The sequence below is a fragment of the Pseudomonas fortuita genome, from assembly GCF_026898135.2.
Lineage (GTDB): Bacteria > Pseudomonadota > Gammaproteobacteria > Pseudomonadales > Pseudomonadaceae > Aquipseudomonas > Aquipseudomonas fortuita.
Genome location: NZ_CP114035.2, coordinates 311,858 through 337,248, shown reverse-complemented (window position 1 = coordinate 337,248; position 25,391 = coordinate 311,858). Strand labels below are relative to the sequence as shown.

23 protein-coding genes and 1 tRNA gene are annotated in these 25,391 nt (G+C 62.6%); 16 read left to right on the top strand and 8 right to left on the bottom strand.

The window, feature by feature from the left end; translation table 11 throughout:
* The first annotated feature begins 45 nt into the window (after window positions 1-45).
* The 3 genes from OZ911_RS01500 to OZ911_RS01490 all read left to right on the top strand — a co-directional run bounded on the left by OZ911_RS01500 (window position 46) and on the right by OZ911_RS01490 (window position 2,760).
* On the top strand, window positions 46-738 hold the full coding sequence (locus OZ911_RS01500) for an ABC transporter permease (protein ID WP_016497593.1): 693 nt from the start codon (window positions 46-48) through the stop codon (window positions 736-738).
* A complete protein-coding gene (locus OZ911_RS01495; RefSeq protein ID WP_016497592.1) occupies window positions 738-1,427 on the top strand; it encodes an ABC transporter permease in 690 nt (229 codons plus the stop codon). The genes OZ911_RS01500 and OZ911_RS01495 overlap by 1 nt, the downstream gene beginning before the upstream one ends.
* A 127-nt stretch (window positions 1,428-1,554) precedes the next feature.
* Window positions 1,555-2,760 carry a methyltransferase gene (locus OZ911_RS01490; protein WP_023047077.1) on the top strand — a complete coding sequence of 402 codons (1,206 nt, stop codon included), beginning with the start codon at window positions 1,555-1,557 and terminating at the stop codon, window positions 2,758-2,760.
* A 275-nt stretch (window positions 2,761-3,035) separates the two neighbouring features.
* Here OZ911_RS01490 and OZ911_RS01485 read toward each other — a convergent pair whose 3' ends face one another.
* Window positions 3,036-3,305: a DUF3077 domain-containing protein gene (locus OZ911_RS01485; protein WP_023047076.1), complete on the bottom strand. Its 270-nt coding sequence runs from the start codon at window positions 3,303-3,305 to the stop codon at window positions 3,036-3,038.
* Between the two features lie 521 nt (window positions 3,306-3,826).
* Between OZ911_RS01485 and OZ911_RS01480 the strand changes: the two genes are divergently transcribed.
* Together OZ911_RS01480 and OZ911_RS01475 are read left to right on the top strand one after the other, a co-directional pair.
* Window positions 3,827-4,075 (top strand): hypothetical protein, encoded by a 249-nt coding sequence (locus OZ911_RS01480; RefSeq protein WP_023047075.1) that lies wholly within the window; start codon window positions 3,827-3,829, stop codon window positions 4,073-4,075.
* Between the two features lie 98 nt (window positions 4,076-4,173).
* Window positions 4,174-4,249 (top strand) — tRNA-Thr (locus OZ911_RS01475).
* Between the two features lie 81 nt (window positions 4,250-4,330).
* Here the strand turns inward: OZ911_RS01475 and OZ911_RS01470 are convergent.
* Window positions 4,331-5,941, bottom strand: coding sequence for a GGDEF domain-containing protein (locus tag OZ911_RS01470; RefSeq protein ID WP_023047071.1), 1,611 nt, complete (start codon window positions 5,939-5,941; stop codon window positions 4,331-4,333).
* Window positions 5,942-6,110: 169 nt separating this feature from the next.
* Here OZ911_RS01470 and OZ911_RS01465 point away from each other — a divergent pair, with 169 nt between their 5' ends.
* A complete protein-coding gene (locus OZ911_RS01465; protein WP_016484434.1) occupies window positions 6,111-6,320 on the top strand; it encodes an Abi family protein in 210 nt (69 codons plus the stop codon).
* 51 nt (window positions 6,321-6,371) lie between these two features.
* Window positions 6,372-6,578, top strand: coding sequence for a DUF3079 domain-containing protein (locus OZ911_RS01460; RefSeq protein ID WP_024717587.1), 207 nt, complete (start codon window positions 6,372-6,374; stop codon window positions 6,576-6,578).
* A 124-nt stretch (window positions 6,579-6,702) separates the two neighbouring features.
* Here OZ911_RS01460 and OZ911_RS01455 read toward each other — a convergent pair whose 3' ends face one another.
* Window positions 6,703-9,000 (bottom strand): TonB-dependent siderophore receptor, encoded by a 2,298-nt coding sequence (locus tag OZ911_RS01455; protein WP_268968553.1) that lies wholly within the window; start codon window positions 8,998-9,000, stop codon window positions 6,703-6,705.
* A 140-nt stretch (window positions 9,001-9,140) separates the two neighbouring features.
* Between OZ911_RS01455 and OZ911_RS01450 the strand changes: the two genes are divergently transcribed.
* The 3 genes from OZ911_RS01450 to OZ911_RS01440 all read left to right on the top strand — a co-directional run bounded on the left by OZ911_RS01450 (window position 9,141) and on the right by OZ911_RS01440 (window position 13,130).
* Window positions 9,141-9,863 carry a response regulator gene (locus OZ911_RS01450; protein ID WP_016484432.1) on the top strand — a complete coding sequence of 241 codons (723 nt, stop codon included), beginning with the start codon at window positions 9,141-9,143 and terminating at the stop codon, window positions 9,861-9,863.
* A gap of 1 nt (window position 9,864) precedes the next feature.
* A complete protein-coding gene (locus tag OZ911_RS01445) occupies window positions 9,865-11,232 on the top strand; it encodes an ATP-binding protein (RefSeq protein ID WP_024717586.1) in 1,368 nt (455 codons plus the stop codon).
* Window positions 11,233-11,462: 230 nt separating this feature from the next.
* Window positions 11,463-13,130, top strand: a complete 1,668-nt coding sequence (locus OZ911_RS01440; RefSeq protein ID WP_023047067.1) for an FMN-binding glutamate synthase family protein — start codon at window positions 11,463-11,465, stop codon at window positions 13,128-13,130.
* Between the two features lie 30 nt (window positions 13,131-13,160).
* Here the strand turns inward: OZ911_RS01440 and OZ911_RS01435 are convergent, their stop codons facing one another.
* Window positions 13,161-14,480, bottom strand: a complete 1,320-nt coding sequence (locus tag OZ911_RS01435) for an OprD family porin (protein ID WP_023047066.1) — start codon at window positions 14,478-14,480, stop codon at window positions 13,161-13,163.
* A 475-nt stretch (window positions 14,481-14,955) separates the two neighbouring features.
* Here OZ911_RS01435 and OZ911_RS01430 point away from each other — a divergent pair, with 475 nt between their 5' ends.
* Window positions 14,956-17,031, top strand: coding sequence for a TonB-dependent receptor (locus tag OZ911_RS01430; RefSeq protein ID WP_016484428.1), 2,076 nt, complete (start codon window positions 14,956-14,958; stop codon window positions 17,029-17,031).
* Window positions 17,032-17,164: 133 nt separating this feature from the next.
* Here the strand turns inward: OZ911_RS01430 and OZ911_RS01425 are convergent, their stop codons facing one another.
* Window positions 17,165-17,362 (bottom strand): hypothetical protein, encoded by a 198-nt coding sequence (locus OZ911_RS01425; protein WP_016484427.1) that lies wholly within the window; start codon window positions 17,360-17,362, stop codon window positions 17,165-17,167.
* 183 nt (window positions 17,363-17,545) lie between these two features.
* Window positions 17,546-18,652 (bottom strand): agmatine deiminase, encoded by a 1,107-nt coding sequence (gene aguA, locus OZ911_RS01420; protein WP_016484426.1) that lies wholly within the window; start codon window positions 18,650-18,652, stop codon window positions 17,546-17,548.
* Between the two features lie 278 nt (window positions 18,653-18,930).
* Here aguA and rfbC point away from each other — a divergent pair, with 278 nt between their 5' ends.
* Genes rfbC through OZ911_RS01400 form a run of 4 tightly spaced genes read left to right on the top strand, consistent with a single transcriptional unit; the run spans window position 18,931 to window position 23,191 of the window.
* Window positions 18,931-19,476, top strand: a complete 546-nt coding sequence (gene rfbC, locus OZ911_RS01415) for a dTDP-4-dehydrorhamnose 3,5-epimerase (RefSeq protein WP_016484425.1) — start codon at window positions 18,931-18,933, stop codon at window positions 19,474-19,476.
* 42 nt (window positions 19,477-19,518) lie between these two features.
* A complete protein-coding gene (locus OZ911_RS01410; RefSeq protein WP_016484424.1) occupies window positions 19,519-21,333 on the top strand; it encodes a sensor histidine kinase in 1,815 nt (604 codons plus the stop codon).
* On the top strand, window positions 21,330-22,736 hold the full coding sequence (locus tag OZ911_RS01405) for a sigma-54-dependent transcriptional regulator (RefSeq protein ID WP_016484423.1): 1,407 nt from the start codon (window positions 21,330-21,332) through the stop codon (window positions 22,734-22,736). The genes OZ911_RS01410 and OZ911_RS01405 overlap by 4 nt, the downstream gene beginning before the upstream one ends.
* Complete coding sequence (locus OZ911_RS01400) at window positions 22,736-23,191, top strand: thioesterase domain-containing protein (protein ID WP_016484422.1); 456 nt, start codon at window positions 22,736-22,738, stop codon at window positions 23,189-23,191. Before OZ911_RS01405 ends, OZ911_RS01400 begins: the two co-directional genes overlap by 1 nt.
* A gap of 77 nt (window positions 23,192-23,268) precedes the next feature.
* Here the strand turns inward: OZ911_RS01400 and cysQ are convergent, their stop codons facing one another.
* Entirely contained in the window at window positions 23,269-24,087 is an 819-nt protein-coding gene (gene cysQ, locus OZ911_RS01395) for a 3'(2'),5'-bisphosphate nucleotidase CysQ (protein ID WP_016484421.1), read from the bottom strand.
* Window positions 24,084-24,650, bottom strand: coding sequence for an ADP compounds hydrolase NudE (nudE, locus tag OZ911_RS01390; RefSeq protein WP_016484420.1), 567 nt, complete (start codon window positions 24,648-24,650; stop codon window positions 24,084-24,086). The genes cysQ and nudE overlap by 4 nt, the downstream gene beginning before the upstream one ends.
* A gap of 64 nt (window positions 24,651-24,714) precedes the next feature.
* On the opposite strand from nudE, the gene yrfG reads away from it, so the two are divergent.
* A complete protein-coding gene (yrfG, locus tag OZ911_RS01385) occupies window positions 24,715-25,377 on the top strand; it encodes a GMP/IMP nucleotidase (RefSeq protein WP_016484419.1) in 663 nt (220 codons plus the stop codon).
* Window positions 25,378-25,391 lie beyond the last annotated feature (14 nt).

Here is a 25,391-nt window from a genome sequence, read left to right as displayed (position 1 = left end):
ACCGGCGCGCCCACGTGGCGCGCCAGTCCCTAAAATGACCTGCCCATGAATATCGACCTGCACGGATTCGGTCCGGCCATGATGGCCGGCACCTTGATGACCGTAAAACTGGCGCTTTGCGCCTTGCTGCTGGGGCTGGTGCTGGGCCTGCTCGGCGCCCTGGCCAAAACCTCACCGCTCAAGCCCCTGCAATGGCTTGGCGGCTTCTACTCGACCCTGGTTCGTGGCGTGCCCGAACTGCTGTGGGTACTGCTTATCTATTTCGGTACCGTCGGGCTGATGAACAGCCTCGGCGAAGCCCTGAACATGCCGGGCCTGGAGCTTAGCGCCTTCGCGGCGGGTGTAATCGCCCTGGGCCTGTGCTTTGGCGCCTACGCCACCGAAGTGTTCCGTGGCGCCATCCTGGCGATCCCCAAGGGCCACCGTGAAGCGGGCCTGGCGCTGGGCCTGTCCAAGGGCCGCATCTTGTCGCGGATCATCCTGCCGCAGATGTGGCGTATCGCCCTGCCCGGCCTTGGCAACCTGTTCATGATCCTGATGAAAGACACCGCGCTGGTGTCGGTAATCGGCCTGGAAGAAATCATGCGTCACTCGCAAATTGGCGTGACCGTGACCAAGGAGCCCTTCACCTTCTACATGGTCGCAGCCTGCATCTACCTGGGCCTGACCGTCATTGCCATGACCGGCATGTACTTCATGGAAAAACGCGCCGCTCGCGGCTTTGCGAGGGCTGAATAATGAATTGGGAAGTCATCTTCAAATGGCTGCCGCGCCTGGCCGAGGGTGCGGTCCTTACCCTGGAGCTGGTAGCCATTGCCGTGGTTGCCGGTTTGATCCTGGCCATCCCGCTGGGCATCGCCCGCTCCTCGCGCCACTGGTACGTGCGCGCCGTGCCGTTCAGCTACATCTTCTTCTTCCGTGGTACGCCGCTGCTGGTGCAGTTGTTTCTGGTCTATTACGGCCTGGCGCAGTTCGATGCGGTGCGCTCGAGCTCGCTGTGGCCGTACCTGCGCGATCCGTTCTGGTGCACGGTGCTGACCATGACCCTGCACACCGCCGCGTACATTGCCGAGATCCTGCGTGGCGCGCTGCAATCGATCCCCAAAGGTGAGATCGAAGCGGCGCGGGCGCTGGGCATGTCGCGGGGCAAGGCGCTGTTCTACATCATGCTGCCCCGTGCTGCGCGCATCGGCCTGCCGGCGTACAGCAACGAAGTGATCCTGATGCTCAAGGCCAGTGCCCTGGCCAGCACCGTGACCCTGCTGGAACTGACCGGCATGGCCCGTACCATCATTGCCCGTACCTACCTGCCGGTGGAAATCTTCTTTGCCGCAGGCGTGTTCTACCTGGTGATCTCGTTCCTGCTGGTGCAGGGCTTCAAGCTGCTGGAGCGCTGGCTGCGCGTGGATGCCTGCCAGGGTCGCTGAGACCTTACTGGCCATTTCGCGGGTGAACCCGCTCCCACAGGTACATCACAGGCCTTGAAACCTGTGCTAATCCTGTGGGAGCGGGTTCACCCGCGAAGAGGCCTTCAAACCCAACACACATCTACCCATGCCCAGCCACCTCCATAGCCACCACCTAAGCACCCGCTTCAAGGCCCTCGACCAGTTCCTGATCGAGCACCAACAGCTGTGGAAACCGCGCCCCTTCACCACCCTGCAACTGGCCTGGGAAACCACCCACCCCGAGCTTGCCGCCCATCTGCGCCAATGTTCCCTGGCAGACGCCGAAGCCGAAATCGCCACTGACCGCTTGCCCGCGCCCTTCCCGCAACTGGCCGAACAAGCCCAAAAGCTCGCCGCCCTCGGCAGCCTCCCGCAAACCGACCTGCCACCCGCCGCCCACCGCCTGGACGTCGCCGTCCCCGGCCGCAAATGGCAGCAGATCGAAGCCTTCGCCAGCCACCTGACCTTCCACCACCAGCCGCGCCACTGGCTGGACTGGTGCTCCGGCAAAGGCCACCTCGGCCGTCGCCTGCTGCAACCCGGCCAACAGCTGACCTGCCTGGAGTACGACGCCGAACTGGTCGCCGCCGGCCAGGCCCTTAGCGCACACCATCACTTGCCAGCACAGCACGTACACCAGGATGTGATGGCCAGCGACAGCGCCCGTCACCTGGCTAGCGACAAAAGCGTGGTAGCCCTGCATGCCTGTGGCGACCTGCACGTCCGCCTGATGCAACTGGCCAGCCAGCAAGGCTGCCGGCAACTCGCCGTAGCCCCCTGCTGCTACAACCGCATCGCGGCGCCGCACTACCAGGCGTTATCCACAGCCGCGAAAGCATCGAGCCTGCAGCTGTCGCTGGACGACCTGGGCCTGCCCCTGAGCGAAACCGTCACTGCCGGCGCCCGCGTGCGGCGCCAGCGCGACACCTCGATGGCCCGCCGCCTGGGCTTCGACCTGCTGCAACGCCAGCAGCGCCAGACCGGCGAATACCTGCCAACGCCGTCGCTGCCGGTCGCCTGGCTGGAAAAGCCCTACGAGCAGTACTGCCGCGACCTGGCCGATCTCAAACAACTGCCCTTGAACGGCAACCCGGACTGGGCCGCCCTGGAAGCAGCCGGGTGGCAACGACTGGCCGAGGTACGCAACCTGGAGCGCGTACGTAACCTGTTCCGCCGGCCGCTGGAATTGTGGCTGGTGCTTGATCGCGCCCTGTTCCTCGAAGAACAAGGCTATGAGGTACGCCTGGGCCTGTTCTGCGATTACCCGCTGACCCCGCGCAACCTGCTGATACTCGCGGAACGTGACCTTTAGCCGCAGCACAACCTGTGGATAAGTCTGTGAACAAGCTTTTGATTACCTGTTGGATCCAAGCGCTATTTCAAGGGTTTGGCTTATTCCTGGTCGCAGCTGCAGGCCAGTAAAAACAGGCATTTGCGCAAAGACCAGCGGCGTAGCGATGCGGCATGCCTTTCGCGCAAGCCGCCAATGCCACTTGTGCATAAACATTTCTTATGGTTGGCGCAAGCGGCTTTTGTGGAAGCGGCCTTGTGCCGCGAAAGGGCTGCAAAGCAGCCCCTCTCAAAGTCTCAGTGCGCCTTACCTTTGGCGATCTCGATATCGTTTATCAGCGCCTTGGCCATGTCGCACAGGTAATCGGCAGCCCCCAGGAATTTATGGTCGTCCTCCATATCCCCCTCGCGCACCAGGTGCTTGATGTAGCCCATCAGGATCGAGACATGCTCGTAGGCAGCGTCCACCGGAACGCCGGGTTGAACGCGAAGCAGATTTAGGGATGGGTTACCGGCTGCAAGGAAGGTTTCCACGCCTGCGGTGGTGACTGGCTCATCTTGTTTCATGGCAAATCCTCATTCACGAAAAAGGAGGCTGCCAAAAATCTTTCTCACGGATTTGGGGCGGCAGCCGTACGCGGGGTGAGAAACCGAGTGAATAAGGAAGCCCGGCCAGACCGAGGTCTGCCCACGTACGGCCACCATGACAGGTAGCGCTTATTCAAAGTCGGGCTCTCACACCCGGTCGCCTGAGCGACCCGAAAACGGTATCTGTGAGCCACTTCCCCGACAACAGCGATACTTCGGCGGCGCGCGTAGGATACTTCCGAAGCATCCAGATTCTGAAGCTTTTAGCCCCATGGTTCAGAATTGCCTTACACAGATAGCCGCGCTTACACGGCCCCCTGTGGGAGCGGGTTCACCCGCGAAGAGGCCATACCAGGCAACACAAGGCTAATGCTCACCCGCCGTAACGGTGTATCATCCGCCCCCAAATCATTAAAAAGTGACGTCGCGCGCTGCCCGCCAGCCCCGCGGCCGTCTGGCGTTGCGCCAGAACCGACAATGGACCAACGGACCCGACCATCGTGACCCGAGCCAAATCCTTCGCTTTGTTGACCCTTGCCCTGGCCATCACCGGCTGCGCCAGCGGCCCCTCGCCTCACCACAACAGCAACTTGGGCTGGAACCACCCCGGCATGCAACTGGGCGGCGACAACGGCCTGCCCCTGCGCACCGAAAGCCCCTGCCGCAAGCGCGGCTGCGACAACGACAAGCTGTTCTTCAACCCGGGCAAAAGCGAGCCAAGCGTCAACACCATCCACCGCGGCTGGTAGGAAAATTCTCCTTTTGGGCCGGTGACTTAGGTCTTTTGCGAACATTCGCAAGGAAGTGGTTTACAGGCGCCAAACGATCGTTATAATGACGCCCCATTGCCGGTATAGCTCAGATGGTAGAGCAACTGACTTGTAATCAGTAGGTCCCGGGTTCGATTCCTGGTGCCGGCACCATACGCAGTATCAAAAAAGGCTCACCGAAAGGTGGGCCTTTTTTGTTTTCAGTGTCGTTATGCCCCCTCACCCTCACCCCTCTCAAACCCTCCGCAACCCTCGCCGCACCTCTTTATCGGCATACATCAACTGATCCGCCGCTTTAAGCGCGGCCTGCAGCGAAGTCGCAGCGGGATCAACACTCGTAATACCAAAACTCGCACCCGCATAATCGAACCGGCAGTCGTCAAACTCGTAGCTACCAATCAGCAGCGGCACCAGCCGTCTGCGCATCGCTGCTGCAGTTTTGGCCATTTCGTCCGGGTGGACAGAAGCGGTCAAGCCGATCACAACGAACTCGTCGCCGCCCCAGCGCCCAAGTTCATCCGACGCCCGCAATCCACCCTGCAGGCGCCGGCTGCTTTCGATCAGGAACTTGTCCCCCACCTCGTGCCCGTACGTGTCGTTGATCGCCTTGAATTCATCGAGGTCGATAAACGCCACCAGCACCCCCTGCCCCGTTCGCTTCGCCAACGCGAAATGCCGATGCAAGGCAGCCAGGATTGCACGCCGATTCTTCAACCCGGTCAGCGCGTCATAGTTTGCCGCATAGCGTTCTTCCTGGCGGCGCAACAGCATCTGCCCGGCCACACGGCTGGAGAGCAAGATCAAGATCAACCCGAGCGCTGCTACAGAGGCACCGGTCCAGTAATACTGCTGACGCATCGGCTGCAGGTGATCAAGCTTTGCCAGCGTCAGCAGCTGATATTGCGCGTCGTTCAGAGGCTGGCGATGCACCAGATAAGGGTGCCCGTCAATGAGCCATTGATTGGCCTGACCCGCGTCTGCCACAGCGCGGATATCCATGGGCTCGCCCAGCTCTTCGTCGCCATCCAGGGGCCTGCGAATGTCGGGCGGAAGCAGTGCCGCCACGTTACGCAGCATGAAAGGTTCGCTGGACGCGGTGGTCACGCGCCCCTGACGGTTCACTATCAACGCAATGTGACGCCCCGTCAGGTACAGGGCTATGTCCGGGGCATCGAACTTGACCGTGACAGAGCCAAGTGGGTTGCCGTCGGCATCGTCGATGCGGCTGGCAACGAAATAGGAGGGGGTTTTGTTCAGGCGGGCGATGCCGAACATTTCACCACTGCCGGTGCGCAATGCATCGACGAGGTAGGCCCTGCCCGTATAGATCTGGCCAACGATGCTGAATGACTCCGCCCAGTTGCTGGCCGTCACCGTATCGTCTGAGAGGTTGTTCATGTAGATACGGGCATAGTGCAGATCGCTGGCCAATCTATCCATGAAATCACCGACGCTTCGCACCAGCGGGTCACGGGTGAAATTCGCAGCGCGCTCCTCCCGCGTGAGGGCCGCGAAGCCGGGTGGGTCATGGCGGTATCGGGCGGCGAGTTGGATCACCTCGCTTTGACGGGCCACCATGTTGGCCACGCTGGCCATCTCGGTGAACAGGCGGTCTACCACACGCCCCGTAATCTGGGCCTCGTATTCGGCGCCTGCCGACAGGTTGTCGAGCTCTTGTGCTGTAAGGCGCTGCGCTATCCACCCGCCCAGGCTTGCCACGAGTGCCAACCAGACGACCACAACGCCCAGCGTCACCCGGCGCATGATGGAAGGGATGTGCGTGCGTTGCCGCCGCTGCGGCGGATCGTAGCTCACGCCGCGCTTGCCGGTTGAATGGTGCTCCAAAGCAACTCCCTTTGCGATACAGCAAGGTGCATCATCGACTCTGCGATAGCCCACCACAGCAGGGCTCGCAAGATTGTAAAACATTCACCTCAGTGTATTGGCAGAACGTCTACTCACCAGCGACTGACTTTTTTCTTGAAGCAATCAGCTTCTTCTGCCGACACCCTACATGCGCCCATTTCGGATACCGAATGATGCCAGCCAAACCTTCTGGCCTGGCATGCGGTTGCGTGAGCTCACAACGCTATACGATTGTGACCGGCGCTTGTCGCTGCTGATCATTGATGCCATCGAACGGACTGAGGTCGCTGCGCGTGCCACCATCAGCAAGCACATGGGGCCATTGCATGGGGCGAGATTGATGCCGATCAAGCCATAAGCTTGGCCAGGGGTTTACGTTCAAACCAGGTAGCCCTGAGGGAGGATGAGCATGGCCAAGAGATTCCCCACAAACCCTCGCCACCCCGAGCGTATCTGCTGGGGTTGCGACCTGTACTGCCCTGCCAAGGCGCTAGCCTGTGGCAATGGCGCAGACCGGACCATGCATCCGGTGGAGCTGTTTGGCGAAGATTGGGATAGCTTCGAGGGCCATTTGGAGAAGCCGGTTGATACAGGGCACGCGGCAAAGCCCAGCTGAGAGAGGGCCGGTTGGGAGCGGGCTTACCCCCAAACCGACACCGTGGTGGATGGCACGGGCTTCGCCCGTGTTCGCGCAAGCCCGCTCCCACAGGGACCGCGCGCAGACCTGTGGGAACGGTTGGTCAGAACGCGGTGCTTACCGTCACCGACAAGTTACGCGGGTCACCATAGATGGCCCCGGCATAGAACCCGTACTGGGTGTAGTAATGCTTGTCGAACAGGTTGTTGGCGTTGAGGCTGACGCTGGTTTCATCGGTCAGCTGGTACTTGGCCATGGCATTCCAGATGGCATAACCGGACCAGTTCACATCAGTGGCACCATTGCTCACACCGTTGGTGGGCTGGCCAGCCGGGCTGGAAATGGCGCGGATGTTGGTTTGCGCAGTCACGCCGGCACCCACGGTCAGGCGGTCGAGCGGGCCGCTGAGGCGGTAGGTGGTCGAGGCCTTGAACAGGTGCGACGGGTCGCTGCGGCCGTCGCTGTCGACGCGGCGGAAGTGCAGGTAGGTGTAGCCGGCGTAAACGTTCCAGTTGGGGCTCAGGGCGCCCGCAACTTCCAGGTCGATACCGTCGGTTTCCTGGCCGGAACCGGCCTTGTACGCGTTGCCGCCAGTCGGGGTGGTCAGGTCGCCGTCGAGCACGGCTTTGTTTTCCTGCTTGGTGCGGAAGTACGCCGCCGAAGCGTTCAGGCGGCCATCGAACCACTCACCTTTGATACCCGTCTCGTAGCTTTGCCCACGAATCGGCTCGACCTTGCTGCCACTGCTGGTTTCAGATGATTGCGGGGTGAAGATGTCGGTGTAGCTGGCATATACCGAGTAGTTGTCATTGAGGTCGTACACGGCGCCCAGGTAGGGGGTGACGATGCCGTTTTCTTCCTGGCTGCTGCGCTCGCCGGCCACGCTGCGGGTCACAGAAGAATAGTTGCTGGTGCGCAAGCCAACGATCACCGACAGCGGGTCGGTGATGCTCAGGCGGGTGGCGGCATACATGCCCTGCAGCCGGGTGGTGGTCTTGCTGTGAAGGCCGGTGCGTGAGGCGATGAGGTCGTAGTCGTCATCCACGCCATTGCGCCAGTCCGTGACCGGGAAGCCGTTATTGGCGCGGAACTGGCAACCCAGTGCAGGTGCGCTGGCCATGCCATCGCCGACCATCGTGCAGGTGTACTGGGGCGACCAGCCGACGGTGCGGCTGTCGTTGTAGCCGACCATGGCCTGGTGGGTGCGGCCGAACAGCTGGAACGGGCCCGACAGGTCGATCTGCGCCGACTGCTGGGTGGTGTCGCTGGAGCTGTGCAAACCGTTCAGCACCGCGCCGCTGCCGTCCTGGTCCCAATAGCCGCCGTAGCTGCCGCGCCCAGCCGAGTTCACCTTGGCAAGGCCGCGGTGGTTCAAGGCCTCGGTAGTCGCCTGGGCGGCTTTCAGGTCCAACGTCCAGTCGTTGTCGAAGCGGTGCTCGAGCGAGCCGAACGCCGTACGGGTGGTGTACTCGCCAAAGCTCCAGCTGGGCACCACGTTGGTGCTGCGCGGCAAGTCGGTCTTGCTGCCGTCGCGGTACCAGATCGGGATGTTCGCGCCCCAGCCGCCACCCACGACCTTGTTGTACTCATACTGGTAACCGGCGCCCAGGGTGGTGGCGTCGTCCAGGTCGAACTCAAAATTGGCCAACGCGGCGCGAGAGCGCTCGGACTGGTTGTCGCGGAAGGAGTTGGCGTCCTGCTGGGTCATCACGAAGCGCGAACGCAGGCGGCCATCCGCGGACAGGGGCAGATTCAGGTCAGCACCCAGGCGACGTTTGTCCCAGCTGCCGTAAGTGGCGTAGGCGCTGCCGCCGAAAGTCTTGGTCGGTGCCTTGCGGATCAGGTTGACGGTGGCAGAGGGGTCGCCGGTGCCGCCCAGCAGGCCGTTGGCGCCGCGCACGATGTCGATGCGTTCGTACAGGTCCATGTTCAACGCATTGCCGCTGCCACTGAAATCGGACCCGCCCTGGGTCTGCAGGCCGTCGACCTTCCAGTTGCTGATCGAGTAACCACGGGCACGGTAGTCGGTACGCCCACCCACCTCGGATTTGTTGGCCGTTACCCCCGGCGTGGTTTCCAGCGCCTGCTCGATGGTGTGGATGTCGCGGTCATCCATCTGCTGGCGGGTAATGGTGGTGACCGATTGCGGCGTCTGGCGTGGCGTCAGCGCCAGGCCTGTGGAGCTGCGGGTGCTCTCGACCGTGTAGCCTAGCTGGCCAGCATCGTCGGCCGGCAGCAGAGCGCTGTCTTCGATCTGCGTGGCGTCCAGCTCCAGGGGTTTGCCGTCGGCAGCTGCGGCCCCGCCACTGATGGCGACGGCCACGAAGAACGCCAGCGGCTTGAGGCGACTGCCACTTTGGCTGATGGGGGTGAACACTTTCGGGATGCGCTTGGGATTCATTTGGGAAAGCTTCGTATTTGCAGATGATTTTTTGTTAGGATTCTAGGGATCGGCCCTCCCGGCTCCAGACCCGACATGTACGGGGATGTAATTGAACGTAACGAGCGCCACCGGCCCTCACCGAACAGGTGTTTTTCCGCATGAGCACGACCTTGCTGGTTGTCGACGATGACGACGAGATCCGCGAACTTCTTTGTGATTACCTGACCGATGCCGGCTACAACGTGCTAGCGGCAGCCGAGGGTGAACAGATGCGCGAACAGCTGGCCAGGCACAAGGTGGACCTGGTGGTGCTCGACCTGATGCTGCCGGGTGAAGATGGCCTTAGCCTGTGCCGCCAGTTGCAAGCGACGCGTGGTCTGGCCGTAATCATGCTGTCGGCCAAGGGCAGCACGCTGGACCGCATCATCGGCCTGGAAGTGGGTGCCGACGACTACCTGGCCAAGCCTTTCGAGCCACGCGAGCTGATCGCCCGGATCAAGGCCGTGCTGCGTCGCCCGCAACGCCTGGATCCCCCCGCCGACGAGCCCGCCGTGGTGGATGCCCAGCAGTTCGCAGGCTTTCGCCTTGAACACGTCAAGCGTCTGCTCACCCGCCCGGATGGCGAAACCCTTACCCTGCCGCGCTCCGACTACCGCGTGCTGCGCGAACTGCTGGACGCCAACAACCGGGTAGTGTCCCGCGACCAGCTGACCCGCAGCGCGTTTGGCCGCGACCACCTGCCCGACGACCGTTCGGTGGACATGTGCGTCAGCCGCCTGCGCCAGCAACTGCGCCGCGCGCCGGCGGGGGCCGCGCAAATTCTCACCATCCGCAATGAAGGCTATCTGCTGAGTATCGCCAACCTCGCGGCCGATGCCTGACATGCGCTGGCTTCGCCGGCTGTGGCCGCGCACCTTGTTTGGCCAGTTGCTGCTGATCATGGTCAGCGGCACGCTGTTGATCCAGTTGATGTCGAGCAGCATCTGGTTTGATGTGCGCTTTGCCCAGGTGCTCGAAGCCCCGGTGAGGCTAATCGCTGCACGCAGTGCACCGCTGATTGCCCAGGCCGACTGCCACGGTGGCACGTTGCAGGCGCCAGCCCATTACCAGCTGCGCTGCGCCGAGCACCTGCCCACGGCGGAGCATGACGAGCGTCGCGGGCGCAGGCGCATCGAGCTGTTGCTGCAACAGGCCCTCAAGTACGAGCTGGGGCATGCCCAGGACGTGCGCCTGATGCAGGTGCGACTGACCGATGAGCTGGGTCAGCCGATTGTCTGGCGCAGCCTGTTCGGCCTGCGCACGGCCCAGGCGCATATCCAGTTTGCAGTGCCGTTGGCCGATGGCCACTGGCTGACCATTGAGGGCCAGGAACTGCAGGGCTGGAGTGGCGAATCGGCCTGGGTGCTGATCAGCGACTACCTGTTGCGGGTGTATGCGCTGCGGATTGTCGCGGTATTGCTGGTGTGCCTGATTGCCGTGCGCCTGTGCCTGCGCCCGTTGCGACGCCTGGCCGACGCAGCGCGCGGCCTGGGCGGCAACCTCGAGCAGCCTCCCCTGGCGCTGGATGGCCCGGAAGAAGTGCGCCAGGCGGCGCAGGCGTTCAACGCCATGCAGCAGCGGCTGATTGCCATGGTCAATGACAAGGCCTACTTCCTGGCCGCCGTGTCTCATGACCTGCGCACCCCGCTGACCCGCATGCGCCTGCGCCTGGAGCGGCTGCCAGACGACGAACACCGCCAGCGCCTGCGGCAGAACATCACGCAGATGGACGACATGATCGGCCAGGTTCTGGACTACCTGCGCGCGGGGGAGCAGCAGAATTTGCAGCAGGTGGACCTGGACCGCTTGGTTGCGCGCCAGTGTGCGGACCTGGCCACTGCCGAAGAACCCCTTCCGGTGCACGGCCAGGTGGGTAGTTTGCGGGTAGATGCCTTGCTGTTGCAGCGCTGCCTGCAAAACTTGCTGGTGAATGCGTTGCGCTACGCCAAGCATGTTTCGGTCACGCTGGAACGGGCGGTAAGTGGAGTGTTCATCCATATCGACGACCGCGGGCCCGGGGTCGCGCCGGAGCTGCTGGCAACCATTACCGATCCGTTCGTGCGTGGTGAAGGGTCGCGCAACCAGGCATCCGGCGGGTATGGGCTGGGGTTGAGCATTGCCCAGCGGATTGCCGCCAGCCATGGTGGTGAGCTGAGGGTGTCGAACCGCGAGGGCGGTGGGTTGCGGGTCAGCATACTGCTGCCTGGCTAACGCTATTTTTCTGTGGGAGCGGCCTTGTGTCGCGATGGGCTGCGCAGCAGCCCCGGCGGTTTGTGCCGTGACACCAATACCTGGGGCTGCTGCGCAGCCCATCGCGACACAAGGCCGCTCCCACAACATGGGACTGCGCAATCAGGTAACAGTCTTTTACCGATTACCCAGGTTTTCCCTCCCCCGCCTTTGCCTATCCTATGCCCGGTCATCCTGCCTGCGATGGACCCATGAATCACTCTCTGCCCAGCCGCTACGCCTGCCTCGCCATCTGCCTGTTGCTCACCTTCGCCAGCCGGCCGCTGCTGCCCCAACATGCCTGGCTCTGGCCAATCACACTGATCACTGCCCTGCTCAGCCTGGTCGGGCTCAACGACCTGCGCCAGAGCCACCATGCGGTGCGCCGCAACTACCCGATCCTCGGCAATATCCGCTACCTGATCGAAACCATCCGCCCGGAAATCCGCCAGTACCTGATCGAGGGTGACGACGACAAGCTGCCGTTCTCCCGTTCGCAGCGCTCGCTGGTCTATGCCCGCGCCAAGAACGAAAGCGCCGAGAAAGCCTTCGGCACGCTCAACGATGCCTACAAGCCCGGGTTCGAATTCATTAGCCATTCGATGCTGCCAGTGGCCACGCCTGACCCGGCATCGTTTCGCATCGCCATTGGCGGGCCACAATGCCGCCAACCCTACTCGGCCTCGATCTTCAATATATCGGCCATGAGCTTTGGCGCGCTCAGCGCCAACGCTATCGCGGCCCTCAACCGCGGCGCGCGCATGGGCCGGTTTGCCCACGACACGGGCGAAGGCAGCATCAGCCCGTACCACCGTGAGCACGGCGGCGACCTGATCTGGGAAATCGGCAGCGGCTACTTCGGCTGCCGTACGGCGGACGGTCGTTTCGACCCGCACCGTTTTGCCGAACAGGCCCGCTCGCCACAGGTGAAGATGATCGAGATCAAACTCAGCCAGGGCGCCAAGCCGGGCCACGGCGGGATCTTGCCGGGGCACAAGGTCAGCCCTGAAATCGCCGAAACCCGTGGCGTGCGCGTAGGTGAGGACTGCATCTCACCGGCGGCGCACAGCGCCTTCCGCACACCGGTCGAGTTACTGCAGTTTGTGGCCAGCCTGCGCGAGCTGTCGGGCGGCAAGCCTGTGGGTTTCAAGTTCTGCCTGGGCCACCCGTGGGAGTTCATGGGCATTGCCAAAGCCATGCTGGCCACCGGCATCACCCCGGACTTCATCGTTGTGGATGGCAAGGAAGGCGGTACCGGCGCGGCACCACGCGAATTCAGCGACAACATGGGCGTGCCCATGCGCGAAGGCCTGATGTTCGTGCATAACACGTTGGTTGGCCTGAACCTGCGCTCCAGCATTCGCATTGGCGCTGCGGGCAAGATCGTCAGTGCTTTCGACATTGCCAGCGTGCTGGCCATCGGCGCTGACTGGGTCAACTCGGCACGCGGGTTCATGTTTGCCATTGGCTGCATCCAGTCGCAAAGCTGCCACACCAACAAATGCCCGACCGGCGTGGCCACGCAAGACCCACTGCGCCAGCGCGCCCTGGTGGTGCCAGACAAGGCTGAACGGGTGGCCAGCTTCCATCGCAACACGCTGCACGCACTGGCCGAAATGCTGGCCGCGGCAGGCCTGGAGCACCCTTCGGAGCTTAAGCCCAAGCACCTGGCCCGGCGCGTCAGCCCCAGCGAAATCGGGTTGTTTTCGGACCTGCACACGTTCCTCAAGCCAGGCGAATTGCTCAGTGGCTCGATTGAAAGCGAGTTTTATGCGCGGATGTGGCGGATGGCGCGTAGCGACAGTTTTGCGCCGGAGACAGGAGAACTGATGCCCGTTGCAGCAAAAACCGTGCGCCGAAAAGAAACAGCCCCGGCATAAGCCAGGGCTGTTCGATGCTTCAGATCAGGATCAGAAGATGCTGATCGGGTACTCGACGAATACGCGGACTTCGTTGCCGTCGTCGTTGTAACCGTTCTGCTGCACGGCATTGTTGGTACGCAGGAACGAGCTACGCAGTTTGATGGACAGGTCCTTGGCCGGGCCGTCCTGCACCACGTAACGGATCTGGTTGAAGATCTCGCGCTCTTTACCTTCGCCAAAGCCCTGTGGGTTGGCGACGTTACGGGTGTTGATGTTGTCACCCACCACGTAGGCCAGCTTGTAGGTCAGGCCCGGAATGCCGTAGGCACCGAAGTCCAGGCCGTAGCCCAGCTGCCAGGAGCGCTCGTCTTCGGCATTGAAGTCGGACCAGTACGAGTTGGCCAGGTAGATGGTCGAACCACCGTCACCCACGCCACCGGCGTTCTGGTAGAAGCCGTAGTTGTAGCCAGTGCTGCCGGTGCTGCGCTGGTGGGCGATGGTGAACGAGTGCGCACCGTACGCGTAAGTGGCTGCCAGGCTCCAGATGGTGTTGGAGTCGCCGTTCAGGCCAGCGGCTTGTACGTACTTGTTGTCGATGTCCGACTTGTAGCCGTTGAAGTCCAGGGTCAGGGACTGGTCGCTGGCGATCGGGAAGACGTAGTTCAAGCCCAGGTAGTGCTTTTTCATCACGTCTTCGTTGTCGGCGGTGTACAGCGAAGCGGTGAAATTGTCGGTGAACTTGTAGCTGCCACCGAAGACGTTGATCGACTTCAGGCCACCACCGTCGCGGCGCTCGGCGCTTTTGCGCGCTTCCTGGGTGAAGCGGCCGGCGTTCAGTTCCAGGCCCTCGATCTCTTTCGAGGTGATCAGGGTACCGGTGAAGCTTTCTGGCAGCAGACGCGCGTCGTCGTACTGCAGCACTGGCAGTGCTGGCATCTGGTCACCGTACTTCAGCACGGTGTTGGAGATGCGGAATTTCACAGCAGCGCCACCACGGGCCAGGTTGTGCGGCGAGCTGGCGTTGCCTTCGGCATTGGTGGTTTCGTGCGGCTTGAAGAAGTCGACGCCGCCGCCACCGTTGTGGCCTTTGCCGCCATCAAGGCGCACGGCGTACAGGCCGAATGCGTCGACGCCAACGCCGACGGTGCCTTGGGTGAAGCCGGAGGAGAAGTTGGCGATGAACGCCTGGCCCCATTCAACCTGGTCGTCGGTGCCGTGCTTCTTGTCACGGTTGATGTAGGCGTTGCGCAGAAGGACGTTGGCGTGGCTGTCCTCGATGAAGCCCTTGCTGTCGGCCTGGTCATTGGCCTGTGCCTGGGTCGCGGCGATCATCGCCAAGGCGACCAGGCTGATCCTGGTTTTCAACATGTTGTTTTCCTTATTTCTTAATCAAAAACGCTCTGCACTATGACGCCAGGAACCAACGCCCCTTCGTAGGTTCGACGCTATGCGGATCCAGCCTGGTGGGCCAGCCGGTAAGTGCACGGCAGCCCTCGGCAGCAGCATGGCCAAGATCATGGCCAGCAGGCGTTGGCCGAATCCTAGCCGTGTGCGATTACAAATGTCAAAAAGTCGTGAAATGCAGGTTGATATAACCAAAATTATCGGCAGCTCTAGTGCATTTCCATGCAGTGTTGGGCTATCAGCGGGCAATTTATCTTGTGTAGGAAATTGCCTTTGATCGAACGGACAGGTTCCCCTGAGCAGCCAAACACGCGGCCGCAGAGGTTGTTACAAACAGACACATATGTAAAGACAAGCCTTTACAAATACCCAAGCAAAGGCAAATAGCAAGCATTACCATTCGCGCCTTATTTTTCACCTGCCCGGTCCGGATGTGCCCATGCTTGTACCCTGCCGCCTTTCCCCCTTTACGCTTGGCCTGTCGCTCTTGTTCAGCGCCAGCCTGGCCACTGCTGCCACCACCACGCTGCCAGAATCGTCGGTTACCGCCGACAGCGAGCGCGAAAAGGACAACCCGCGCGTCAAGGAGGTGAGCACCGCCACCCGCACCTCGACGCCGGTGCGTTATGTGCCGCAGGCCATCGACACGGTAAAAACCGCCAATGTGCTGGACTACGGCAGCAACACCTTGGGCAAGGCGCTGGAGGGAATCCCCAACGTCAGCAGCGGCGCCGACACCCGCTTCGACAGCGTGCGCATCCGCGGCTTCGAGGCCAGCAACGACTTCTACCTGGACGGCATTCGCGACGACAGCCAGTACATCCGCGACCTGCACAATATCGAGCGGGTCGAGGTGCTGAAGGGGCCGGCGGCGGTGCTGTATGGCCGCGGTAGCCAGGGCGGCATTGTCAACAGGGTCAGCAAGGCACCGGAGCCTGGCCGCCGCTCCACCCTCGAAGCGCAGGCCGGCAGCGAAGACCTGCGCAGCCTGTATGCCGACCTCAGTGCCGACCCCAGCGACACAGTCAGCCTGCGCCTGAACATGGGCAACCAGGACAACAACAGCTTGCGCGATGGCATCGACGGCAGCCGCCAGCTGTTCGCGCCGTCGATCAGCTGGCAGATCACCCCCGACCTCAACTGGCTGGTGCAGTACGAATACAGCCGCTACAACCGCACGCCTGACCGGGGTATCCCCGGGGTGAATGGCCGCCCGGCCGACGTCAGCCGCAGCACCACCTACGGCGACCAGCGCGACTACATCGATGATCGCGCGCAGTCCCTGCGCTCGCGCCTGAACTACCAGCTGAACGAAACCTGGCAACTGCGCCATACCCTGGGCCTGATCAAGCTCGACAGCGCGTTCGACAACACCTATGTCACGGGCTACAACGCCGGCACCAATACCTTGACCCGCCAGCGCTGGCAGCAGGACCTGAACACCCGCAACCTGTTCAACAACCTGGAGGCCGAGGGCGACTTCGACACCTTGGGCCTGGAGCACAAGCTGCTGCTGGGCCTGGAGATTGGCAACCAGAAGCGTGACCCCGTGCTGTATACCGCTGGTAGCCAGACGCTGCCGGGCTTGGGCCAACCCAACCGTAGCCAGCAGCACAACGGCCGCCTGGTGCTGTCGAGTGACAACCACACGGTGGTCGATAGCCGCGGCATTTATCTGCAGGACCAGATCCGCCTGAACGATCAATGGCAGATCCTTGCCGGGGTGCGCTTCGACCAATTCGAGGTTGAAACCACCAACATGCGCAACCTGTCCGAGTCGCAGGACAGCAACAGCACCAGCCCACGCCTGGGCGTGGTGTACACACCGTGGCGTGACCATTCGTTCTACGCCTCGTGGAGCAAGACCTTCTCGCCGGTGGGCGGCGGCCTCATCGGCATTACTCCGGGTTCGCAGGGCAACACCAACGACACCAAGCCGGAGGAAACGCGCCAGAAGGAAATCGGGGTGAAGAGCGACTGGCTGGACCAGCGCCTGAGCACCACGGTGGCCATCTACGAGCTGGAGCTGTACAACCGCCGTACCCGCGACCCGCTCATCCCGGAAAACATCTTGCTAAGTGGCTTGCAGCGTTCGCGCGGCATCGAACTGACCGCCACTGGCAACATCGTCGGCAACTGGTATGTACGCGGCGGCATCGGCCTGCAGGATGCGATCATCGTCAAGGACAACAATGGCCAGGAAGGCAACCGCATCAATGATGTGGCCAAGCGCAACGCCAGCCTGTTCGTGACCTGGAAACCAGAGCTGGGCTGGTACGCCGAAACCGGCCTGACGCTGGTGGGCGAGCGTTATGCGGACAACCAGAACACCACGGTATTGCCAGGGTATGGCCGTTGGGATGCACTGGCGGGGTATCGCACCCATGACTGGGATGTGCGGGCGGCGTTGAGCAACATTGCCGACAAGACCTACTACAGCTCGGCGACCAGTGCGGCGCAGATTCAGGTGGGGGACCCGCGTAGCCTGGTGGTTACGGGTAGCTACAGCTTCTGATCGTTGTTGACTGTACTGGCCTCTTCGCGGGCGCGCCCGCTCCCACAGGTGTTTCACAGGTTTCGAGCCATGTGGTGACTCTGTGGGAGCGGGCATGCCCGCGAAGAGGCCGGTACAAGTAATACCGATCCGATCAGTGCCACACCGCCATCAGCGCCTGCATCTCTGCTTCGCTGATCAGCCCTTGAGGGTACCGCCCGGCAAGCAGACGTCGTGGGTCGGTCGTCCTGACCCTGATGCTTCCATGGTGTTTCAACCACTTCGCCAACACCTTGAGCGACTGGTGATTCACTGCCGATGGGCGCAAAGCCGACTCACTTGCTGCATTCATGTCTACACGTACTCCCTGGCCCGTGAGCGGCTAATTTACGTAAGTAATGTTACAGATCCGAGAGCGCGGCCAGGCCGAGCTATCTAATTGAAAAACAATACAAAACGTATGCCAGCCTGGGCGCCGGGTGTCGCCCGAAAAAAAGGCCCGTCAAATGACGGGCCTTTTTAATTCAAGCTGCGTTCAACGCTTGACCGGCGCCGGCTGCTGCTGAGTCAGGCAGTGGATGTTGCCGCCACCCAGCAACAACTCGCGGCCAGGGATCATCACCACTTCGTGGTCAGGGAAGATCTTTGCCAGAATCGCTCTGGCTTCAGCATCTGCCGGGTCGTCAAAGCTCGGCGCAATGATGCCACCGTTGACGATCAGGAAGTTCACGTACGAACCGGCCAGGCGTACCGACGGGTCACGCGCCTGGCTGCCGGCAACCTGATCGACACCGGCGCACTCTTCAGCGGTGGCAAACAGCGGCCCAGGAATCGGCATCTTGTGCACGATGAACTCACGGCCCTTGGCATCGCGGGTGTTTTTCAATACCTCCATGGCGGCGTGGCAGCGCGCATAATTGGGGTCGTTGGAATCATCGGTCCAGGCCAGTAACACTTCACCGGGGCGCACGTAACAGCAGAAGTTGTCGACGTGGCCGTCGGTTTCGTCGTTGTACAGGCCGTCCGGCAGCCACACCACGGTGTCGACCGTAAGCTGATCGCGCAGCACTGCTTCGATCTGCTCGCGGCTCAAGTGCGGGTTGCGGTTACGGTTGAGCAGGCATTCCTCGGTGGTGATCACGGTGCCTTCACCGTCCACGTGGATCGAACCACCCTCAAGCACAAAGCCTTCGGTCTGGTAACGCTGGCAGCGCTCCATTTCCAGCACCTTGGCGGCCAGTTCCTCGTCGCGGTTCCAGGGTGCGTACAGGCCCCCATCGAAGCCGCCCCAGGCATTGAAGCCCCAATCCACACCGCGTACTTCACCCTGGTCATTGATGACGAAGGTCGGGCCGGTATCACGCACCCAAGCGTCATCGTTGCTGATTTCGACCACACGAATATTTGGCTGGTCGAGCTGGCGACGGGCATTTTCGTACTGGCCAGCGGAGGCGGCGACGGTGACGGGTTCGAAGCGGGCAATGGCCTTGGCCAGGGTGACATGCGCGGCCTGCGCCGGCTTGCCGCCCAGGCGCCAGTTGTCCGGGCGCTCCGGCCACACCATCCACACCTGGGTTTGTGGGGCCCACTCGGCGGGCATGTGGAAACCATCGGCACGGGGCGTGGAGTTGAGGGTTTTCATGGGTGACCTCTGTGATGGCCCTGAGCCGGAGTGTGCTGGGGCGTTTGGCAATTTATAACCGATACATATCGATATTTGAAGCCCAATATATGCATAAAATCACACCATTCGGCGCTTTCAAATCGATAACAATCGGTAAATAAGTGGAATGGTGTGGGTAATGGAACGGGCTGCCGTCTACCAAAGCCACACCTTATGCATCCTTTTACAGGTACGCGCGGAAATTTCCGACAAGGCCGACTAGGGTCATTACGTGAGCAACGGGCCAGCGAGCCGCTATGAACATCATCCCTACCGCAATCCCTGAAGTACTGATCATCGAGCCGAAGGTTCACGGTGACAGCCGTGGTTTTTTCTTCGAGGCATTCAACGCACGTGAGTTCGCACGGCAAACCGGCGTGCGCACCGAGTTCGTGCAGGACAACCACTCGCGCTCCAACAAGGGCGTGCTGCGCGGCCTGCACTATCAGGTAGAAAACACACAAGGCAAGCTGGTAAGGGTGGTGCACGGGGAAATCCGCGATGTCGCCGTGGACGTGCGCAAAAGCTCGCCAACCTTCGGCCAATGGGTCGCCGTGCATCTGTCGGCCGACAACCACCGCCAACTCTGGATTCCACCCGGCTTCGCCCATGGTTTTGCGGTGGTGAGCGAGTCGGTCGAGTTCCTCTACAAGACCACCGACTACTACAACCCCGGCGCTGACCGCTGCATCCGTTGGGACGACCCGCAACTGGCCATCGACTGGGGGCTGCAGCAGCCACCGGTGCTGTCGGACAAGGACAAAGTCGGCCTGCCACTGGCAGAGGCGGAACTGCTGCCATAACTAGCGCATAATTGCGCCAGACTTTTCTGGCGCATTTACGTGATGATTGCAAAACCCACGCCCCCACGCCGTCCGCGCTGGCGCAGCCTGGCCTTGCTGGCCCTGTGCCTGGCCCCGTTGCTGTGGCCCCTGCATCACTTGGCCGAACGCTATTACCAGGAAGAGCTGGCCTCGCAGAACCGCCAGACCCTCGACCTGTACGTCGCCAACCTGCTCGGCACCCTGCACCGCTACGAAACCTTGCCGCAAATCCTCGGCGACCTGCCGGCGCTGCGTGGCGTGCTGGCCGACCCGTTCCGCCTGGAAGCGGTGACCAACGCCAACCGCCTGCTCAAGGACATCGTGCAGCAGACCGGTGCCGAGGTGATGTACCTGATGGACGTCAGCGGCAACACCTTGGCCGCGTCCAACTGGGACAAACGCGACAGCTTCGTCGGCCGCAACTTCGCCTTCCGCCCGTACTTCAACGAAGCCATGGCCGGCCACCTGGGCCGCTTCTTCGGCCAGGGCACCACCTCGGCCAAACGCGGCTACTTCTTTGCAGCAGCCGTGCGAGACCGCGAGCGAATCGTTGGCGTGCTGGTGGTCAAGGTCGACCTCGACCACACCGAGACCCTTTGGGGCCGCACCCCCGAGCAGCTGCTGCTGACCGATCACAATGGCGTGGTCATCCTGACGTCGCGACCCGACTGGCGCTTCCGTGCTACCCGCACGCTGACCGAGGCCGAGCGCCAGGCCATCATCGCCATCCAGCCCTACCCCACCCAGGCCCCACAACCGCTGATGCTCAACCCGGACGCCTGGATCACCCAGACCCGCGACATCAAGGAAACCGGCTGGCAGGTCAGCATCCTCGCCCCGCGCATGCTGGTCGATCGCTCGGTGCAAACGGTGATGGCCATCGGTGCCGGCACCCTGCTGGTACTGATGCTGCTGGCCGGCCTGGTCATGCAACGGCGGCGCCACTACATCGACCGCATCGACTTCGAAGCCCGTGGCCGTCAGGAGCTGGAAAAGCGCGTGGCCGAACGCACCGCCGACCTTGAAGGCCTGAACACCCGGCTGAAAAATGCTGTGCTGGAACGCGAGAACGCCCAGCAGGAGGCGGTGCGCGCCCAGGATGAACTGGTGCAGGCCGGCAAGCTATCGGTATTGGGCACCATGTCGGCCAGCATCAGCCACGAGCTCAACCAGCCGCTGGCCGCCATCCGCAGTTACGCGGAAAACGCCGAGATCCTGCTGGACCACCAACGCACCGATGACGCCCGCGGCAACCTCAAGCTGATCGGCGAGCTGACCGGGCGCATGGCCTCGATCATCGCCCACCTGCGCGCCTTCGCCCGCCGCGACCGGCATGCTCCGGAAAGCGTGGCCCTGCAGCCCGCCCTGGACGATGCGCTGGCACTGCTGGCCAAACGCCGCCGTGCAATGGCCGTGGAGCTGATCCGCGACCTGCCGGAGGCGACCTTGTGGGTACAGGCCGGTGAAACCCGCCTGCGCCAGGTGCTCGGCAACCTGCTGGCCAATGCCCTCGACGCCCTGACCGAAAAGGCCAACCCGCGCCGCTTGTGGCTAAGTGCCGAGCAGCGCGATGACTGCGTCTACCTGTACATCCGCGACAACGGCCCAGGTTTCAGCCGCCAGGCCCTGGAGCACGCCAAGGAGCCGTTCTTTACCACCAAGACCCGCACCCAGGGCCTGGGCTTGGGCCTGGCTATCTGTGAAAGCCTGATGCGCGCCTTGGGCGGTGAGCTGCTGCTGGCCAACCACCCGGAAGGTGGCGCACTGCTGACCCTGCAGCTGCGTGTGGCCGCGCCTGGCGCTACTTTGCCCAATTCGGAGGACCCCTCGGCATGACCACCGAGACATTGATCGACAGCCAAGCCCAGGTCATCCTGGTCGACGATGACCCGCACCTGCGCCAGGCCCTGAGCCAGACCCTGGACCTGGCAGGGCTCAAGGTGGTCGCCCTGGCCGATGCCCAAGGCCTGGCTGACCGTATCGAGGCCGACTGGCCCGGTGTGGTGGTCAGCGACATCCGCATGCCCGGCATCGATGGCCTGCAACTGCTGGAGCAACTGCACGGCCGCGACAGCGAGCTGCCGGTGCTGCTGATCACCGGCCATGGCGATGTGCCGCTGGCGGTGCAGGCGATGCGCGCCGGGGCTTATGACTTCCTGGAAAAACCCTTCGCCACCGACGCGCTGCTCGACAGCGTGCGCCGCGCCCTGGCCCTGCGCCGCCTGGTGCTGGACAACCGCAGCCTGCGCCTGGCACTGAGCGACCGCCAGCAACTGGCCACCCGCCTGGTCGGCCATGCGCCATCCATGCTGCGCCTGCGCGAGCAGATTGGCGCCCTGGCCGGCACCCGCGCCGATGTGCTGATCCTGGGTGAAACCGGCGCTGGCAAAGAGGTGGTGGCGCGCGCCCTGCACGACCTGTCCAGCCGCCGCGACGGCCCGTTCGTGGCGATCAACGCCGGTGCGCTGGCCGAGTCGGTGGTCGAGAGCGAGCTGTTCGGCCATGAGCCCGGCGCGTTTACCGGCGCGCAGAAGCGCCGCATCGGCAAATTCGAGTTCGCCAATGGCGGCACGCTGTTCCTCGACGAGATCGAGAGCATGAGCCTGGATGTACAGGTAAAACTGCTACGCATGTTGCAGGAGCGGGTGGTCGAGCGACTCGGCGGCAACCAGCTGATCCCACTGGATATCCGCATCATTGCCGCAACCAAGGAAGACCTGCGCCAGTCCGCCGACCAGGGGCGCTTTCGTGCCGACCTGTATTACCGGCTTAACGTGGCGCCGTTGCGTATCCCACCGTTGCGCGAGCGCGGCGATGACATCCTGGTGCTGTTCCAGCACTTCGCCGACGCCGCCAGCCAGCGCCATGGCCTGCCGCCACACACCCTGCAGCCACACCAGCGCGCCGTGCTGCTACGTCACGCCTGGCCAGGCAATGTGCGCGAGTTGCAGAACGCCGCCGAGCGTTTCGCCCTTGGCCTGGAACTGGCCCTGGACGGCCAGACGCCGCCGGCGACGGCACTTGCAGCGCCAATGCCGAGTGGCAACCTCAGCGAACAGGTCGAGCACTTCGAACGCTCACTGATCGCTGCCGAACTGGCCCAGCCACATGGCTCCATGCGCAGCCTGGCCGAGGCCCTGGGCATCCCCCGCAAGACCCTGCACGACAAGCTACGCAAGCACGGTTTGAGCTTTGATGGCGCCGGCGGCGGGCACGACGATCAAGAGGATCACCGTTGATGAACACCGATAGCCAGTACCTGCAATCCGTACTGCACAGCGATATCCCCCTGACCCGGGAAATGGGCCTGGAAGTAGTCGATTGGCAACAGCACACCCTGCGCCTGCAACTGCCGCTGGCGGCCAACGTCAACCACAAGAGCACCATGTTCGGCGGCAGCCTGTACTGCGCGGCCGTGCTGGTGGGCTGGGGCTGGCTGCACCTGCGACTGCGTGAGCTGGGGATCGATGACGGGCATATCGTCATCCAGGAAGGGCAGATCAGTTATCCGTTGCCGGTTACCGGAGCGGCGGTGGCGCGTTGTGCAGCGCCCGACGAAAAAACCTGGGAACGATTCATAGCCATGTACCAGCGCCGTGGGCGGGCGCGGTTGACGTTGGAAACCACCGTGAGCAATGCCGGACGTGACGAGCCTGCCGTGAAATTCAGCGGCCAGTACGTTCTGCACCGCTAGCCCGACAGCCGCTTGAAGCAACTGCCTGGCACACAACCCAAAGACTGGCGCAATCCCTGTGAGAGCGGTGAAATCCGTCAGATGAGGTTCAGGAAGGCCTGGCGCCATGCAGCATTGGCCGGCAATGCCAAAAAATACGGGTTAAGCAGCGACTCGCGCGGCGGATACCGGAACGGCAAGCCATCCAGCCCGATCACCTCGCCGCCGGCCCCTTCCACCACACCCTGCGCCGCTGCAGTGTCCCACTGCGAAGTCGGCGCCAGGCGCGGATAACAATCGGCACTGCCCTCAGCCAACAGGCAGAACTTCAACGAGCTGCCAATATTGGCCAGCTCCAGCTCTCCCACAGCGGCCCCAAGGCCGGCCAACAACGCTTCCTGCTCCGGGCTGGAGTGTCGACGGCTGGCCACCACGGTAAAACGCTCGCCCTGTGCAGGTGCGTTGCGTACCTGAATCAGCTGGGCTGCCTCACCGGCATCTGCACGCCAGGCCCCCATGCCGCGCCCACCAAAATAGCAGCGCCCATTGGTGGGCATCGACACCACGCCAAACACCACCTCGCCGTTTTCGACCAGGGCGATGTTGACCGTGAACTCTTCGCTGCCGGCAATGAACTCCTTGGTGCCGTCCAGCGGGTCGACCAGCCACCAGCGGCTCCAACCCTGACGCTCGGCCAGCGCAATGTTGCAGTCCTCCTCGGACAGCACCGGAATATGCGGCGCCAGCGCCAGCAGGCCATCGGCAATCACCCGGTGCGCCGCCAGGTCGGCGGCGGTAACCGGCGAGTCGTCGGCCTTGTTGGTCACGGCCACATCGGCACGCCAGAACGGCAGGATCGCCTCACCCGCCGACAACGCCAGTTTGACCACTTCGTGCATCAGTTGCAGGTCGTTCATAGCTCCAGCAGCCCCCGCTGAATCAGCAAGTCACGTGTCAGGTAAAGCGCCGCCAGGGCACGTCCCTCGGTGAACTGCGGATGCATGGCCAATGCCGACAGCTCGCGCAGGTTGACCTTGTCGACCCGCATCGGTTCTGGCTCATCGCCTTCCAGGCGCTCTTCGTACAAGTCGGTAGCCAGTACCACCTGGATCTTCTGGCTCATGTAGCCCGGCGACAGCGACAGCTCGGTCAGGTGCTCCAGCTGGCGTGCGCCAAAACCGGCTTCTTCCTTGAGCTCCCGGTCGGCTGCCGCCAGCACGTCTTCGCCCGGCTCGATCAGGCCCTTGGGCAACGACAGCTCGTATTCGTCGGTGCCACCACAGTATTCCTCCACCAGCACGGCATGCTCGGCGTCGAGCATGGCCACGATCATCACTGCGCCGTAGCCGTTACCCCGGCCCACCAGGCGCTCGTAGGTACGCTCAGTGCCATTGCTGAAGCGCAATTGCACGGCTTCGACGCGAAACAGACGGCTGCTGGCGACGATTTCGCGGCTGAGGACGGTGGGTTTCTGGCGCATGGGGCGGCTCCTTGGCGTGAACGGGTTACTATACCGTGGCTTGCCGACTGATCGAGAGTTTCCCATGCCTGTTATTCCCTGGTCTGCCATCGATACCGTCCTGCTGGACATGGACGGCACCCTGCTCGACCTGCATTACGACAACCGCTTCTGGCTGGAGCACCTGCCTCAGCGCTATGCCGAGCTGCACGGGGTGAGCCGGGCCATGGCGCAAATGGAGCTGCAGCCGCTGTTTGAGCGCAATGCCGGCACCCTGAACTGGTATTGCCTGGACTTCTGGAGCCGCGAGTTGCGCCTGCCGATCCGTGAGCTGAAGCAGGAAATCGCCGACCTGATCGCCCTGCGACCAGACGCCGATACCTTCCTGGCGGCAATCCGCAAGGCGGGCAAACGCGTGGTGATGATCACCAATGCCCACCGTGACTCGCTGTCGCTGAAGCTGGAGCGGGTGGAACTGGCACCGTATTTCGAACGGCTGATCAGCTCGCACGATTACGGCTACCCGAAGGAAAGCCCGCAGTTCTGGGATGCATTACAGGCAGACATCGGCTTTGAGCCGCAACGCAGCCTGTTCATCGATGACACACTGGCGATTCTGCGCAGTGCGCGGCAGTTTGGCGTGGGGCACCTGCTGGCGGTGCGCCAGCCGGATAGCAAGGCAGGGCCGCGGGATACCGAAGAGTTTGCGGCCGTCGAGGATTACCGGGAGTTACTGGTAGGCCTATGAGGCCCCATTCGCGG

Coding starts and splice junctions, on each gene's coding strand:
- OZ911_RS01500 (WP_016497593.1), top strand. CDS start 46: ATGAATATCGACCTGCACGGATTCGGTCCGGCCATGATGGCCGGCACC.
- OZ911_RS01495 (WP_016497592.1), top strand. CDS start 738: ATGAATTGGGAAGTCATCTTCAAATGGCTGCCGCGCCTGGCCGAGGGT.
- OZ911_RS01490 (WP_023047077.1), top strand. CDS start 1,555: ATGCCCAGCCACCTCCATAGCCACCACCTAAGCACCCGCTTCAAGGCC.
- OZ911_RS01485 (WP_023047076.1), bottom strand. CDS start 3,305: ATGAAACAAGATGAGCCAGTCACCACCGCAGGCGTGGAAACCTTCCTT.
- OZ911_RS01465 (WP_016484434.1), top strand. CDS start 6,111: ATGCGCCCATTTCGGATACCGAATGATGCCAGCCAAACCTTCTGGCCT.
- OZ911_RS01460 (WP_024717587.1), top strand. CDS start 6,372: ATGGCCAAGAGATTCCCCACAAACCCTCGCCACCCCGAGCGTATCTGC.
- OZ911_RS01455 (WP_268968553.1), bottom strand. CDS start 9,000: ATGAATCCCAAGCGCATCCCGAAAGTGTTCACCCCCATCAGCCAAAGT.
- OZ911_RS01450 (WP_016484432.1), top strand. CDS start 9,141: ATGAGCACGACCTTGCTGGTTGTCGACGATGACGACGAGATCCGCGAA.
- OZ911_RS01445 (WP_024717586.1), top strand. CDS start 9,865: ATGCGCTGGCTTCGCCGGCTGTGGCCGCGCACCTTGTTTGGCCAGTTG.
- OZ911_RS01440 (WP_023047067.1), top strand. CDS start 11,463: ATGAATCACTCTCTGCCCAGCCGCTACGCCTGCCTCGCCATCTGCCTG.
- OZ911_RS01435 (WP_023047066.1), bottom strand. CDS start 14,480: ATGTTGAAAACCAGGATCAGCCTGGTCGCCTTGGCGATGATCGCCGCG.
- OZ911_RS01430 (WP_016484428.1), top strand. CDS start 14,956: ATGCTTGTACCCTGCCGCCTTTCCCCCTTTACGCTTGGCCTGTCGCTC.
- OZ911_RS01425 (WP_016484427.1), bottom strand. CDS start 17,362: ATGAATGCAGCAAGTGAGTCGGCTTTGCGCCCATCGGCAGTGAATCAC.
- aguA (WP_016484426.1), bottom strand. CDS start 18,652: ATGAAAACCCTCAACTCCACGCCCCGTGCCGATGGTTTCCACATGCCC.
- rfbC (WP_016484425.1), top strand. CDS start 18,931: ATGAACATCATCCCTACCGCAATCCCTGAAGTACTGATCATCGAGCCG.
- OZ911_RS01410 (WP_016484424.1), top strand. CDS start 19,519: ATGATTGCAAAACCCACGCCCCCACGCCGTCCGCGCTGGCGCAGCCTG.
- OZ911_RS01405 (WP_016484423.1), top strand. CDS start 21,330: ATGACCACCGAGACATTGATCGACAGCCAAGCCCAGGTCATCCTGGTC.
- OZ911_RS01400 (WP_016484422.1), top strand. CDS start 22,736: ATGAACACCGATAGCCAGTACCTGCAATCCGTACTGCACAGCGATATC.
- cysQ (WP_016484421.1), bottom strand. CDS start 24,087: ATGAACGACCTGCAACTGATGCACGAAGTGGTCAAACTGGCGTTGTCG.
- nudE (WP_016484420.1), bottom strand. CDS start 24,650: ATGCGCCAGAAACCCACCGTCCTCAGCCGCGAAATCGTCGCCAGCAGC.
- yrfG (WP_016484419.1), top strand. CDS start 24,715: ATGCCTGTTATTCCCTGGTCTGCCATCGATACCGTCCTGCTGGACATG.